Source organism: Diaphorobacter sp. LR2014-1, assembly GCF_002916785.1.
Lineage (GTDB): Bacteria > Pseudomonadota > Gammaproteobacteria > Burkholderiales > Burkholderiaceae_C > Diaphorobacter > Diaphorobacter nitroreducens.
On the sequence record NZ_MTBE01000002.1, the window covers coordinates 73,666 to 87,092 of the forward strand.

Sequence of the window (13,427 nt, forward strand, 5' to 3'; positions counted from 1 at the left end):
GCCCTCCTCACTCCTGCGCTGCGCTGCGCAACGTCTGTACCACGGGGCGGCGCAGCACCTCGCGCAAACCCCACCAACCCGCCGCCAGCGCCAGCAGCGCACCCGCCAGCGCACCGGCGATCGGCACCCAGAACTGGGCCGTCCAGCTGAAGTCGAACACATAGCGCGCCAGCGCCCAGCCCACGGCCACGGCCACACAGCTGGCCAGGAAGCCCGCCAGCAGGCCCACGCCGGCCAGTTCGGCACGCTGCACCTGTCGCAGCAGGCTGGCACGCGCGCCCACGGCTCGCATGATGGCGAATTCGCGTGCGCGCTCCTCGCGCGTGGCGGTGACGGCCGCGAACAGCACCACCAGCCCTGCCGCCAGCGTGAAGGCAAACAGAAACTCCACCGCGCGGATCACCTGCGCCAGCACCCCTTGCACCTGGGCCAGCGTGGCGCTCATGTCCACGTTGGTGATGTTGGGGAAGGCATGCACCAGCGCGTTGTCAAAGCCCGGCTGCTGCGGTGCGCGGTAGGCGGCCAGGTAGGTGTAGGGCACGTCGGGCATCTGCGCCACCGGGTACATCACGAAGAAATTGGCACGCATGGAACTCCAGTCCACCTGACGCAGGCTGGTGATGCGCGCCTCGCTCTGCACGCCGGCGATGTCAAAGCGCAGTCGATCGCCCAGCTTGAGGCCCAGCGTCTTGGCGATACCCTCCTCCACGCTCACGGCGCCGTGCTCGTCAGGGGTCCAGCGCCCGCCCACGATGGGGTTGTGCTCCGGCGCGTCGTGGGCGTTGGAGAGGTTGAACTCACGGTCCACCAGGCGCTTGGCGCGGTCGTCCTCATAGTCGTCCATGCCCACCGGGCGGTCGTTGATGGCCACCAGGCGGCCGCGGAACATGGGGTACCAGTCGTACTGCGCCACGCCCGCCCGCTGCAGCATCTGGCGAAAGGCCTCGGCCTGGTCCGGCAGGATGTTGATCACGAAACGGTTGGGCGCCGTGGCCGGCGTGGCACGCTGCCAGCTGGCGATGAGGTCCGTGCGCAACAGCACCAGCAGCACCAGCGCCAGCAGCCCCACCGCCAGACTGCTGACCTGCACCACGGCATAGGCGGGGCGCGCGGCGATCTGGCGCGTGGCCAGCACCAGCCAGCGCGGCGCCGTGGTCTCGCGCACACTCTTGCGCAGCAGCCCCACAGCCGCCCAGGCCAGCGCGGCAAACAGCAGCGCGGCTGCGGCAAAACCACCCACGGCGATCGCGCCCAGCTTCCAGTCGCGGCTGACCACCAGCAGCAGCGCCGCAAACCCCGCCACGCCCAGGCCCAGCACAGCCAGGGACGTGGGCCGCACATTCCCCAGGTCACGCCGGATCACGCGCAGCGGCGGCACCTGCGCCAGCTGCAGCACCGGCGGCAGGCCGAAGGCGCACATCAGCGTGAGGCCCACGCCCACGCCGAAGGCCACGGGCCAGAGGCTGGCCGCAGGCAGTGCCGATTCCACCAGCCCCGCAAGCAGCAACACGAACACATGGTGCACCGCAAAGCCCAGCAGCACACCCAGCGCGCTGGCGAACAGGCCGACCAGCGCGAACTCCATCACGTAGGCGCCGGCGATCGTGCGCTGGCTCTGGCCCAGCACGCGCAGCAGCGCGGCGGCGTCCAGATGCTCGTTGGCGAAGCCGCGGGCGGCCAGCGCCACGGCCACGGCCGAGAGCAACGCCGCCAGCAACGCCACGAGGTTCAGGAACTTCTGCGCGCGGTCCAGCGTCTGGCGCATCTCAGGCCTGCCGCTGTCCAGCGACTCCACACGCACGCCGCGCATGCCCGGCTCGGCCGCCGCCGCACTGGCCCAGGCGGTGAAGCGCTTGACGGCGTCCGGTGTGCCGGCCACCGCAAAGCGGTAAGTGATGCGGCTGGCGGGCTGCACCAGCCCGGTAGCGGGCAGATCCATCGCATTGAGCATCACGCGCGGGGCAAAGTTCATGAAGCCCGCCCCGCGGTCGGGCTCCAGCGTGATGATGCGCGTGATGCGCAGTTGCGTGTCCCCCAGCAGCAGGAAGTCACCCAACTGGAGCGCCAACGACTCCAATAGCGGAGCGTCCACCCAAACCTCGCCCTGCGCCGGAATGCTCTGTGTGGGAATGCCGGGGCGCTGCGGGGCGTCCGCCACCTGCAGGCGGCCGCGCAACGGGTAGCCCGGCTCCACGCTCTTGAGCGCCACCAGCCGGCTGGCGCCGCCCTGCAGGTCGGGCGCGCGCCCCATGGTGGGAAAGCTCAGGGTGGTCACGCCCGTCAAACCCAGCGCCCGTGCCTGCTCCACAAACGCGACGGGCGTGGGGTTGTCGCTGGCCACCACTGCGTCGCCGCCCAGCAGTTGCAGTGCGTCGCGCGCCAGGCCACCCTGAATTCGATCCGCAAAGAAACCCACCGAGGTGAGCGCTGCCACGGCCAGCGTCACGGCGACCATGAGCAGGCGCAACTCGCCAGCGCGCAGATCACGCCAGAGCGTGCGCCAGCCCAGGCGAGCCCATGGCACAGCGATGCGGCCGGTTGGCGAGTCTTGCGAAGATGCGGAGGCGGGGGATGCGGGCATGGCGTGCATCATGCCACCGGCACTATGTGTGCCTCAATGACCGCCATTGGCCACATAGGGCCCCTTGCGCCGCTACGCAGCGGGTACAGGCGGCGCCTGTGCCAGCTCTGGCTGCAGCACCAGCCGATCCGCCCCGCTGTAGCAGAGAAAGCGCCGATTGGTCGCACGTCCGATGGCGCACAGCCCCAGTTGGCTGGCCATGGCATGCCCCATTTGCGTCATGCCGCTGCGCGACACCACGATGGGCACCCCCATCTGGGCGGATTTGATGACCATCTCGCTCGTGAGGCGACCCGTGGTGTAGAACACTTTGTCGCTGCCCTGCATGGCCTCGGCAGGCTGCTGCATCCACATCCAGCCCGCAATGGTGTCAATGGCATTGTGGCGTCCCACGTCCTCCACAAAGACGAGCATCTGCGGCCCCTGGAACAGGGCGCAGCCGTGCACCGAGCCGGCGGATTTGTAGGTGGATTCCTGAAGTCGGATGGCGTTGACGATGCCATACAGCTCGGCCTGCGTCAGTTGCGCGGGAGGCAGGCGTATGCCGGCCACCTCGTCCATCAAGCCGCCGAACACGCTGCCCTGGCCACAGCCGGTAGTGACGACCTTGCGCGCGGTGCGCTCTTCGATGCGTGCGATGCCGCGGCGCGTGGCGACGGCGGCGGCGTTGACCTCCCAGTCCACGGTGATGGACTCGATCTCCTCCACGGAATCCACCAACCGCTGGTTGCGCAGGTATCCCAACACCAGCAGCTCGGGGTGTGCGCCCAGCGTCATCAGCGTGACCAGTTCGCGCCGATCCACGTACACCGTGAGCGGGCGTTCGGCGGGAATGTGCAGCTCTTCGCGCTCGCCTCTTTCGTTGATGGCTTGCACCGCATGGGTGAGCGGCGCAACCGCCTGCGTGAGCCGCGGCACACTGGCATGGCGAGAGAGGGTCTGTGGTTGGGACGTTGGCGTCATGGGTGCAGCGTACACGTAACGACGCCCCGGCGCGCAGAGCGCGGCGGGGCGTGCAGGACAGAGGCCACGGTCACCGGCCCACGGGCCTCCAGGCACCGCGGACTGGCGGCTCGGTCAGCTCTTGGGGGCAGACGCGGCGGCGGCCGGCACGGCCGTGTTGGGGGGGCTGGTGGCAGTGCCCGCAGGCGAGTGAGCACCCGCGGCCTCTAGCGGCTTGGCCTCCGGCGGTGTGTAGCTGAAAGGACCCGGATCAAGGCACGCGGGGGCAGAAACCGCAGGCGCGGCGTTCGGCGCGGTGCGGCGGTAGTGCGCCACCACGCGGTCCTGTGCCTGACACAGCTTATAGGCGTCCACCTTGCCGGACCATGCGGCCTTGGCGGCGGTCTCTGCCGCCTTGGCCTGTGCCTCGGGCGACAGGGGTGGTAGCTTGGCGGCTGCCACGCCGGCCAACGACGCCAGCGCCAGACCCGCTGTGCAGCGGCGCACGAGAGTTGCTGCAAAAATCATGAGGTTCCTCCTACGGCGGGGTGGGAAGGCGTGGTTTGCGCGGCGGGAGCCGCACCACTGCGCTGTGCGGGAATCTTGCCGCTGCGGACATCGTCGGCCCACAGCTCATGGTGCTCGCGCGCCCAGGCCTCGCTCACGTAACCGGTCTTCATGGCCTTGTAGGCCCCGCGCATGCCGATCGTGCCCATGTAGATGTGACCCAGCAGCAGCGCCATCATCCAGAGGGCCAGCGTGGCGTGCACCATGTGGGCGATCTGCATCTCTCCGCGCAGCAGGCCCCAGCCGGGGATCAACTTGTCAAGCACCAGGCCCGACAGCACAACAAACACGCCGGGAATAGTGATGCCCCACCAGAACATGCCCTTCTCGCCTGCGTTGAAGCGGTGCGATGGCACTTCCTTGTTGGTGAACATGCCACCTGCCTTGGACAGCCAGACGAAGTCCGCGCGGTTGGCGATGTTGTCCTTGATGAAAGTGATGATGATCACCGTGAGCGACACGGCGAACAGCGGGCCCATGAAGTTGTGCACGTTCTTCGCCGCGTACGCCAACCAGCCGAAGAGCTGTGCACCCAGCACGGGCAGCAGGAAGAACTTGCCGAACGCCATCAGGATGCCCGTGATGGCCAGCGTGACGAAGGCGATCGCATTGGACCAGTGCGCCGCGCGCTCGAAGGGCGTGAAGCGCTCGATCCGGCGACCGCCAGCCTCGGCATCCGCGTGGCCGAGGGTGCCCTTGGTCACAAAGAAGATGGCCAGCGCCAGCACGGTGATGCCCAGCAAGGCCGCGCCGTAGGGAATGATCCAGTTATTGCGCACCTCGCGCCACGCCTGGCCTGCCGTGGTGTAGCGCGAGCCGGGGTATTGCGCGAACGGCTGGATCAGGTTGCCGGCCTCAGGGGCCTGGCTCGCCGGCAGGCTGCTGTAGCCCGTCACCCCATCTCGCACCTGCCGCCACATGGGCGCGTTGTTGCCCGGCTGAACCTTGGCACGCTCACCGTTGGTCTGCTGGGCGTAGCCCGGCTCCTCACTGGCATCGGGCTTCACGTCGAAGATGTTCTGGCTTTTGACGGCACCAACCGCCGCCGGCACAGGGGCAGCGTCTGCCGCCGCGGGCGCTGCCGCGTCGCTGGCGGGCGCCGCCGGGGCCTGCGCCCACGCGGCACCGCTGGCAAGCAGCAATGCACACAAGAGGTGTTTCATGGCAGACCTCGCATCACCGCACGCGGTTGTATTCGTTTTGGCCGTACTGCATGCGGGCCTTGAGCTTTTGCTCCCAGCTGCCCGCATCGCCCGCCTTCCAGTCGGGAGAAGTGAAGTTGCTGCCCGTGCCCGCGTAGGGCGGTGCGTCGTACTTCACACCGCCGCCGGTCTGCGGTTTCTCGCCGCAGGCCGTCAGGGCCACGGCTGCGCCCAAGGCGCCCAGAACATGCCATGCACGCGTCTTCATGACTTTGCTCCCGCCGGCGGCTGGCCGGCCTGCTTGGAACCATAGGCCGTGCCCCAGCCCCACACCTCGGCACCCTTGCCCCGCTGGACCACGCGGGTGCGGAAGATGTCGGCGACCACGTCGCCGTCACCGGCCAGCAGCGCCTTGGTGGAGCACATTTCGGCACAGGCGGGCAGCTTGCCCTCGGCCAGGCGGTTGCGTCCGTACTTCTCGAACTCGGCCTGGCTGCCGTGCTCCTCGGGACCACCGGCACAGAAGGTGCACTTGTCCATCTTGCCGCGCACACCAAAAGTGCCCTGCGAGGGGAACTGCGGCGCACCGAACGGGCAGGCGTAGCTGCAATAGCCGCAGCCAATGCATACGTCCTTGTCATGCAGCACCACACCCTCTTCCGTGCGGTAGAAGCAGTTGACGGGGCAGACGGCCATGCAAGGGGCATCGCTGCAGTGCATGCAGGCCACCGAGATGGACTTCTCGCCGGGCACGCCGTCGTTGAGCGTGACCACGCGGCGGCGGTTCACGCCCCAGGGCACCTCGTGCTCGTTCTTGCACGCCGTCACGCAGCTGTTGCACTCGATGCAACGCTCCGCGTCGCAAATGAATTTCATCCGTGCCATCGCTGCCTCCTTATGCGCGTTCCACGTTGCAGATCGTGGTCTTGGATTCTTGCATCATGGTCACGCTGTCGTAGCCATACGTTGTCGCGGTGTTCACGGCCTCGCCACGCACCAAAGGCGCTGCCCCCTTGGGGTAGTACGCCAGCATGTCAGCGCCTTGCCAGCGGCCGGAGAAGTGGAATGGCATCCACACGGTGTCGGGCGCTACGCGCTCGGTGACCAGGGCCTGCACATTCAGGCGTGCGCCGGTGGGCGAGCTGAGCCACACGCGGCTGCCGTTGCGAATGCCACGGTCGGCAGCGGTCTTGGGGTTGATTTCCACGAACGCTTCCTGCTGCAACTCGGCCAGCCAGGGGTTGGAGCGGGTTTCTTCACCACCGCCTTCGTACTCGACCAGGCGGCCCGACGTCAGGATGAGCGGGAACTTCTCGTACACCTTGTCCGCCATGTTCTTGTCCTGCACCGTCTTGTACAGCGTGGGCAGGCGCCAGAAAGCCTTCTTGTCCTCGTGCGTGGGGTACTTGGCCACCAGATCGGGACGCGTGCCATAGATGGGCTCGCGGTGCTGGGGAATCGCATCGGGGAAGTTCCACACCACGGCCCGCGCCTTGGCGTTGCCAAAGGGATGGCAACCATGGTTCTTCATGACCACGCGGATGATGCCACCCGAGGGGTCGGTCTTCCAGTTCTTGCCTTCGGCCGCCGTCTTCTCGGCGTCGGTCAACTCGTCCCACCAGCCCAGCTTCTTGAGCAGCACGTGGTCAAACTCGGGGTAGCCGGTGGTGATGTCTGCGCCCAGTGAGTGCGATCCATCCTCGGCCAGCAGGTTCTCGCCATTGCGCTCCACGCCGAAGTTGGCGCGGAAGTTACCGCCACCGTCCATGACGTGCTTGGATGTGTCGTACAGGTTGGCCGTGCCTGGGTGCTTGAGCTCGGGCGTGCCGTAGCAGGGCCATGGCAGGCCGAAGTAGTCACCCGCGAAGTCGTAGCCGGTTTCCTTGTCCTTGCCGCCCTTGGCCTTGAGGGTCTTCACGTCGAACACATGCATGTTCTTCATGTGGGCCTTCAGGCGCTCCGGACTCTGGCCGGTGTAGCCAATGGTCCAGACACAGCGGTTGATCTCGCGCAGGATGTCCTCGGGCACGGGTTCGTCCATGCCCTTGACCTTCTGCATCTTGTAGTTCTTGACCAGCTCCTTGTCGAAGCCAAGCTTCTGTGCAAACTGGTACATGATCATGTGGTCGGAGCGGCTTTCCCACAGAGGCTCGATGACCTTCTCGCGCCACTGCAGCGAGCGGTTGGACGCCGTGCAAGAACCACTGGTTTCGAACTGCGTGGCTGCGGGCAGCAGGTACACAGCGCGGTTGGGGTTCAGGTCTTCGGGCTTGCCGGGCATGGCGGCCATGGCAGCAGTGGCCGATGGGTAGGGGTCTACCACCACCAGCAGGTCCAGCTTGTCCATGGCGCGCTTCATTTCGAGGCCACGGGTCTGCGAGTTGGGGGCATGGCCCCAATAGAACACGCCGCGCAGATTGCTGTCCTGGTCGATCAGCTCGTTCTTCTCCAGCACGCCGTCGATCCAGCGCGACACGGTGATGCCGTTCTTGGTCATCATCGCGGGCGTGGCGTACTGCTTCTTGATCCACTCAAAGTCCACACCCCACACGTTGGCGAAGTGCTTCCACGCACCTTCGGCCAGGCCGTAGTAGCCGGGCAGCGAGTCAGGGTTGGGGCCAACGTCAGTCGCGCCTTGCACGTTGTCGTGGCCGCGGAAGATGTTGGTACCACCACCGCTCTTGCCCACGTTGCCCAGGGCCAGCTGCAAGATGCAGGAGGCACGCACCATAGCGTTGCCGATGGAGTGCTGCGTCTGGCCCATGCACCATACGATGGTGCCAGGGCGGCTGTCGGCCAGCATCTTGGCAACCTTGAACATCTGTTCTTCTTTGACGCCGCAGGCCTCTTCCACCTTGTCGGGTGTCCACTTGGCCATGACCTCGTCGCGCACCTTTTCCATGCCGTAGACACGGTCGTGGATGTACTTCTTGTCTTCCCAGCCGTTCTTGAAGATGTGATAGACCAGACCGAACAGGAAGGGAATGTCGGTGCCCGAGCGGATGCGCACGTACTCGTCGGCCTTGGCAGCGGTGCGGGTGAAGCGTGGGTCTACCACGATCATCTTGCAGCCGGTTTCCTTGGCATGCAGCATGTGCAACATGCTCACGGGGTGGGCTTCAGCCGCGTTGGAGCCGATGTACAGAGCGACCTTGCTATTTTGCATGTCGTTGTACGAATTGGTCATGGCGCCGTAGCCCCAGGTGTTGGCCACACCCGCCACGGTGGTCGAGTGGCAAATGCGCGCCTGGTGATCGCAGTTGTTGGTGCCCCAGAAGCTCACGAACTTGCGCAGCAGGTAGGCCTGTTCGTTGCTGTGCTTGGAAGAGCCGATGAAGTACACGCTGTCAGGGCCACTGGCCTTGCGCAGTTCCAGCATCTTGGCGGAGATTTCGGTCAGGGCCGTATCCCAGCTGATGCGCTCGTACTTGCCGTTGACCAGCTTCATGGGGTAGCGCAGGCGGTACTCGCCGTGGCCGTGCTCGCGCACTGACGCCCCCTTGGCGCAGTGGGCGCCCAGGTTGATGGGCGAGTCAAACACCGGTTCCTGGCGCACCCAGATGCCGTTCTCGACCACGGCATCCACAGCACAGCCCACCGAGCAATGGGTGCACACGGTGCGGCGCACTTCGATCTTGCTGTCGCCCAGGCCCACCTTGGCACCTTCAGCCGCTTGCGACTTCTTGACCAGGGTAAGTTGCGAGGCTGCAATGCCAACGCCTACCCCCAGGCCCGAGCGGCGCAGGAACGCGCGGCGGTCCATGGTGGGCAGCGCCTGCGAGAGTCCGCGCCGCAAGCTGTGCACGAAAGAGGAAGAGGCCTGTGCACCTTGCGGCGCATGGGAAGATTTTTTAGTCAGCAACATGGCGAACCCCGCTGTGCCGCATCAGATGCGGGTGGTGTTGTAGTAGTGGCGGACATGGTCCGATTCATGGTAGCCGCCGCCCCGCTCGGGGGTAGGGCGCTGGGCCTGTTCCACCACAGCCTGCGGGGTGGTCACCATGCGCGCAAGCACGGCCACGGAAGCGGCTGCGGCACCGACGGTGGCAGCACCTGCAAAGAAACGACGACGGGAAGGGGTGGGCTGGCGGTCCTGCATTTTTGTCTCCAGGAATGCTGGCAAGAAAACGGAAAAAATCGCGGCGTATGAAGCCGCATGCATACAGTCTATGACATTGGTCACAATGCGGCAACGTCACCCGAGGACCGGGCTCGCCTTTGGCGATGGGCCTGCTGCACCGTTGCACGTTCCGCGCTAGGTGCGGCGCCGCGCTTACTCGAGCATGTCGAAGCCCTGCGACTCCACTGCCACGAAGGCGCGCGTGAACCGCGCCAGGACGGCGTAAAAGCGCGCCCGCGGCTGCTGCTCCAGCACATCACACAACTGCAGCACCCAGGGCTGGATATGCGCGGCAAAGAAGGTGCGCTGCGACTCCAGGTGGCACACGCCCCCATCGTCACCAGCGATCAGGTAGCGCATCACCTCGCACAGGTAGGCGATGTGGTCCTCGGTATCGGGCATGTCCTCCGGGGCGGCCAGGCCCAGGCGCTGCAGGTCGGTGCGCAGCCGCGCCAGGGGCTTTTCGTTCAGAAAGCCGCTCAGGTAGTGCGAGCCGTACAGGAATACCTCGGGCTTGCCCACGCCGCCAAAGAGCGCGTCGTACTCGTCGGCCACCGCGCCGTCCGTCAGCTCACGCGCCACGGCAACGAGCTGCTGCCAAGGCTCCTGCAAAAAGGCGCCGCTGGCGGGCGCCTCGGTCACGGCGACGCGCAACGCATCCAGCAGCGCCGGATCGGGCGAGGCGTAGTACAGCTGGGCCAACAGGCCGTACAACTCTGCGCGCGCGGTTTCCTCATCCAGCGCGGAGGTGGTGGCCGGGGCGGTGAGGTGGGCTGTGGTGGGGCTGCTCACAGGTCGGTCACTTTCGCTTCGTTCTGGGCGGAGTACAGGTCAATCACGCGGCAGTCGCCGCACATCTTGAGGCGTTCCAGCGCCTCGCCCTGGAACATCGGGTGGTCGGCCAGCCTGCCCAGCATGGCCTCGATGGCCTGCAGCGTGCCGAAAGGCTTGCCGCAGCGGATGCAGCCATAGGGCTGGGTCTCGTTCAGCACGCGCGGCTGGCCGCGCTCCGGCGTGAGCAGCATGCGCGGCTGCAGCGCGATGGCGTTCTCGGGGCAAGTGCGCTCGCATAGGCCGCATTGCACGCAATTCTGCTCAGTGAAGCGCAGCTGCGGTGCCTGCGGATTGTCCTGCAGCGCGCCGGCGGGGCAGGCGCTCACGCAGCTCAGGCACAACGTACAGCGGTCCTTGTCCACGACCACCGTACCCCACGGAGATGGCCCTTTGGGTAGCGCAATGGCCTCGGGCAACTCGCGCGCGGGGGCATTGGTCACCAGATGATCCAGCGCCAGCTCCAGCGTGGCGCGCTTGTCATTGGTCGGCGTGAAGCGGGCGGCCTGCGCCGGTACGCTGCCACACGCGCCGCCGATCGCGCGCAGCCCCGCATCCAGATCGGTCGCGGAGCGCGCATGCACGCAATGCAGATGCGTGCCCGTATAGCCCAGGCCGTGCAACAACGCCTGCGCCACCGCCATCTGCGACTGCAGGCCTTCCACGTACTGCGGTGCCTCGTCCCCCGTGAACAGCACCGCCACCTGTGTCGCCCCCTGCGCGATGGCACTGAGCCACAGATCGATACCGACACTGGCTGTATGCCACAGCGCCACGGGGATCATGTGCGCGGGCACGCCCTGGGCCACGCCCAGTTGGGCCGCGCGCCCCAGTTCATGCACGAGCTGCTGCCCGCTCTCCTGGCTGTGCAGCAGCAGGCTGGGCTGGCGGCCGCCGGCCTGGGCATAAGTGGACAGCAGGGTACGGATGCGCGTGCCCATGTCCTGCGCGGACGGGTAGGCATAGCCCATGGCGCCCGTGGGGCAGACCGTGGTGCAGGCGCCGCAGCCCACGCACAGGTGTGGATTGACCACCACCTGCTGGCGCACGGGGTCGCTGCTGATGGCCTCGGCCGAGCAGATGTCCACGCAGGCATTGCAGCCCACCCCACGGTTGCGGCTGTGGGCGCAGAGCTTCTGGCGGTAGCTGAAAAACTTGGGCTTCTCGAATTCACCCACCAGGTCGCGCAGGCGCAGCAGCGCCTGCAGGTCCTGCCCGTCCCAGCGGAAGTACCCCTGCGGCAGCGCGTGCTGCAAAAAGGTGGGCCCGGCGCCGGCAGGGCGCAGGTCCAGCACCAGATCAAAGTCCTGCGACTGCACCTCGGCCTCGCGCTCGAAGCGGATGGCACCCGCCACCGCGCAGGCCTTCACGCAATCGCGGTGGCCGGTACAGGCCGTCATGTCGATCTGGTAATCGAGCCCGATGGCGTTCTCGGGGCAGGCGGTCACGCAGGCATTGCAGCGCGTGCACAGGTCCAGGTCGATGGGGTTGTCCGCCGTCCATTGCAGCGCAAATCGCCCCAGCCAACCCTTGAGTGACACAACGCGCCCGCCCAGCACGGGAAAGCGCCGCTCTTGCCGGCCACCGGCATCACCGGGGCCTTGCGCGAACAGCGTCACGTCCAGCACGTCGGCCAGCAGCGTGGCCGCACGCTCGGCGGCATCCAGCGCGCCGATGATCAGCAGACGTCCACCACTGCGAAAGCTCACGGTGGGCACAGGCTCGGGCTCTGGCAGATGGGCCGCCGCCAGCAACGCAGCGATCTTGGGGCCGGCCTGGCGCGCATCGCGGCTCCAGCCGCCAGTCTCGCGAATGTTGACGAAGCGCAGGGGCGAAGTGGCCCCTTCGGTCTGCTCGGCCAGTTCGGTGAACAGGCGTTGTTCCTGGGTGCAGGCGACAAGCACCGTCTCGCCGCTGCGCACGGCCTGTTGGAAGGCGCCGGCCTCGCGGCGGCACAGGGTGGAGTGGAGCGTCAGCTCCTCATGCAGAGCCGTTCCCAGTGCCCTGGGGTCCAGAGGCATGGTCCGGTTGCAATCGCATATCAGCGTCTTGGGCATCGGGTAGGTGGCTGGCGGGCGCGGTCTGCTGCGGTGCAGCATCCGGCGCCTGCGGGCTAGGAATGGCGTTGCATACGCCGGACTGTGCCACATCGAGGTCGCCCGCGGCCTGCGGCGTCGCGATCACCCCAGCACCCTGGCTGGCCTTTGCCGCGCTGGCGCGCTCCTGCGGCGCGTCCTCCTGCACCAGTCCCAGCACCTTGGCGCTGGCGAGCTGGCGCAGCGTGCTCAAAGGCAGCGGCGTGGGCTGGGTGTAGTCGTCAATATAGACATCCAGCCCATCCATCACATTGAAGTGCGGGTCGCTGAACAGCTTCTTCATGGCGGCGTTGCGAACCTCCGGCGCCACGCCGCGCGTCACGAAACTGGAGAAGTCGGACTCTGGCGTGAGCGCCTGCACGTCCTGCAGCGTGGGCAACGGCCGCGCTGCGGCTGCCGGTTGCGCTGCTGGCTGTGCGGTGAGTTGCTGCGCGGGTGCCACAGGTGCTTCACGCTGCGGCGGCAGATCGGGCGCCGCAGCAACCTCCACCTCGGTCTGGGAAGCGGTTTCGGGGTCTCGCGCCTCCTGCTTGCGCCGCGACCAGCGGCCCAGGAAGCCCTCAGCCATGACCGCCCTCGCCTTCTGCCGGCGCACCACCGCCACCGCCGCCTCCGCGCGTCTTGCCCGTGGAGATGGAAGCGGGGTTGCCGAACCGGTCGGTCAGTGGGCGGAAGCTCTCGGGCCGGCGGCGGCGCTTGGGCTCGGGCTGGTAGTGCTCCGTCACGAAGGCCTGAAGCCATTCGCGCACCGGGCCGGGCGCGGGCACCTGGTCCACGTTTTCCTGCGCATCCAGCCATCGGCCCGCGTCGTGGTAGCTCAGGCTCACATCGACCGGGCGCGCCAGCTGGTGCCCGTCCGCGCCGGGCTCCTCGTCCATGCGCCAGTGCACGAACCAACAGGGCTCGGGCGCGCTCAGATTGAGGTGGTAGCCCTCGACATCGTCGCGGAACAGCTCCACGGCGAAGCCGGGGAACAGCCAGTGCTCCTCGGCCTCGCTCTGGCGCAACAGGCGGGGCATGGTGCCAAACACGTCTTCATGCGGCACGACCTCGCCCAGGGACCAGCGCCAGGGCTGCCAGCGGTTGTTCAGGTGCTCGCGGCGCATGACCACAGCAACGGAGATAAAGGGGCGGGACGACATGCGCGC

The 13,427-nt window shown here is 67.1% G+C and carries 12 protein-coding genes; all 12 read right to left on the reverse strand.

The window, feature by feature from the left end; all coding sequences use genetic code 11:
* Window positions 1–7: 7 nt before the first annotated feature.
* Window positions 8–2,581, reverse strand: coding sequence for an FtsX-like permease family protein (locus BV908_RS02260; RefSeq protein ID WP_246867429.1), 2,574 nt, complete (start codon window positions 2,579–2,581; stop codon window positions 8–10).
* Window positions 2,582–2,653: 72 nt separating this feature from the next.
* Complete coding sequence (locus BV908_RS02265) at window positions 2,654–3,544, reverse strand: formate dehydrogenase accessory sulfurtransferase FdhD (RefSeq protein ID WP_088888448.1); 891 nt, start codon at window positions 3,542–3,544, stop codon at window positions 2,654–2,656.
* Between the two features lie 114 nt (window positions 3,545–3,658).
* Window positions 3,659–4,051: a hypothetical protein gene (locus BV908_RS02270; RefSeq protein ID WP_015914106.1), complete on the reverse strand. Its 393-nt coding sequence runs from the start codon at window positions 4,049–4,051 to the stop codon at window positions 3,659–3,661.
* Complete coding sequence (locus BV908_RS02275; RefSeq protein WP_103737092.1) at window positions 4,048–5,253, reverse strand: formate dehydrogenase subunit gamma; 1,206 nt, start codon at window positions 5,251–5,253, stop codon at window positions 4,048–4,050. The genes BV908_RS02270 and BV908_RS02275 overlap by 4 nt, the downstream gene beginning before the upstream one ends.
* A 13-nt stretch (window positions 5,254–5,266) precedes the next feature.
* Window positions 5,267–5,500, reverse strand: a complete 234-nt coding sequence (locus tag BV908_RS02280; RefSeq protein ID WP_011806562.1) for a hypothetical protein — start codon at window positions 5,498–5,500, stop codon at window positions 5,267–5,269.
* A complete protein-coding gene (fdh3B, locus tag BV908_RS02285) occupies window positions 5,497–6,117 on the reverse strand; it encodes a formate dehydrogenase FDH3 subunit beta (RefSeq protein ID WP_011806563.1) in 621 nt (206 codons plus the stop codon). Before fdh3B ends, BV908_RS02280 begins: the two co-directional genes overlap by 4 nt.
* Window positions 6,118–6,127: 10 nt before the next feature.
* Window positions 6,128–9,097: a formate dehydrogenase subunit alpha gene (locus tag BV908_RS02290; RefSeq protein ID WP_103737093.1), complete on the reverse strand. Its 2,970-nt coding sequence runs from the start codon at window positions 9,095–9,097 to the stop codon at window positions 6,128–6,130.
* Between the two features lie 21 nt (window positions 9,098–9,118).
* Window positions 9,119–9,331 (reverse strand): formate dehydrogenase, encoded by a 213-nt coding sequence (locus BV908_RS02295; RefSeq protein WP_103737094.1) that lies wholly within the window; start codon window positions 9,329–9,331, stop codon window positions 9,119–9,121.
* A 174-nt stretch (window positions 9,332–9,505) separates the two neighbouring features.
* Window positions 9,506–10,144, reverse strand: coding sequence for a molecular chaperone TorD family protein (locus BV908_RS02300; RefSeq protein ID WP_011806566.1), 639 nt, complete (start codon window positions 10,142–10,144; stop codon window positions 9,506–9,508).
* Window positions 10,141–12,204 (reverse strand): 4Fe-4S dicluster domain-containing protein, encoded by a 2,064-nt coding sequence (locus BV908_RS02305; protein ID WP_210433982.1) that lies wholly within the window; start codon window positions 12,202–12,204, stop codon window positions 10,141–10,143. Before BV908_RS02305 ends, BV908_RS02300 begins: the two co-directional genes overlap by 4 nt.
* A complete protein-coding gene (locus tag BV908_RS02310; RefSeq protein WP_103737207.1) occupies window positions 12,164–12,847 on the reverse strand; it encodes a DUF3306 domain-containing protein in 684 nt (227 codons plus the stop codon). Before BV908_RS02310 ends, BV908_RS02305 begins: the two co-directional genes overlap by 41 nt.
* Window positions 12,840–13,421 carry a DUF3305 domain-containing protein gene (locus BV908_RS02315; protein WP_103737096.1) on the reverse strand — a complete coding sequence of 194 codons (582 nt, stop codon included), beginning with the start codon at window positions 13,419–13,421 and terminating at the stop codon, window positions 12,840–12,842. Before BV908_RS02315 ends, BV908_RS02310 begins: the two co-directional genes overlap by 8 nt.
* Between the last annotated feature and the right edge of the window lie 6 nt (window positions 13,422–13,427).

Excerpts from the sequence above, each read along its gene's own strand:
- BV908_RS02260 (WP_246867429.1), bottom strand. The coding sequence starts at position 2,581 with ATGCCCGCATCCCCCGCCTCCGCATCTTCGCAAGACTCGCCAACCGGC.
- BV908_RS02280 (WP_011806562.1), bottom strand. The coding sequence starts at position 5,500 with ATGAAGACGCGTGCATGGCATGTTCTGGGCGCCTTGGGCGCAGCCGTG.
- BV908_RS02270 (WP_015914106.1), bottom strand. The coding sequence starts at position 4,051 with ATGATTTTTGCAGCAACTCTCGTGCGCCGCTGCACAGCGGGTCTGGCG.
- BV908_RS02265 (WP_088888448.1), bottom strand. The coding sequence starts at position 3,544 with ATGACGCCAACGTCCCAACCACAGACCCTCTCTCGCCATGCCAGTGTG.
- BV908_RS02290 (WP_103737093.1), bottom strand. The coding sequence starts at position 9,097 with ATGTTGCTGACTAAAAAATCTTCCCATGCGCCGCAAGGTGCACAGGCC.
- fdh3B (WP_011806563.1), bottom strand. The coding sequence starts at position 6,117 with ATGGCACGGATGAAATTCATTTGCGACGCGGAGCGTTGCATCGAGTGC.
- BV908_RS02315 (WP_103737096.1), bottom strand. The coding sequence starts at position 13,421 with ATGTCGTCCCGCCCCTTTATCTCCGTTGCTGTGGTCATGCGCCGCGAG.
- BV908_RS02275 (WP_103737092.1), bottom strand. The coding sequence starts at position 5,253 with ATGAAACACCTCTTGTGTGCATTGCTGCTTGCCAGCGGTGCCGCGTGG.
- BV908_RS02295 (WP_103737094.1), bottom strand. The coding sequence starts at position 9,331 with ATGCAGGACCGCCAGCCCACCCCTTCCCGTCGTCGTTTCTTTGCAGGT.
- BV908_RS02305 (WP_210433982.1), bottom strand. The coding sequence starts at position 12,204 with ATGCCTCTGGACCCCAGGGCACTGGGAACGGCTCTGCATGAGGAGCTG.
- BV908_RS02310 (WP_103737207.1), bottom strand. The coding sequence starts at position 12,847 with ATGGCTGAGGGCTTCCTGGGCCGCTGGTCGCGGCGCAAGCAGGAGGCG.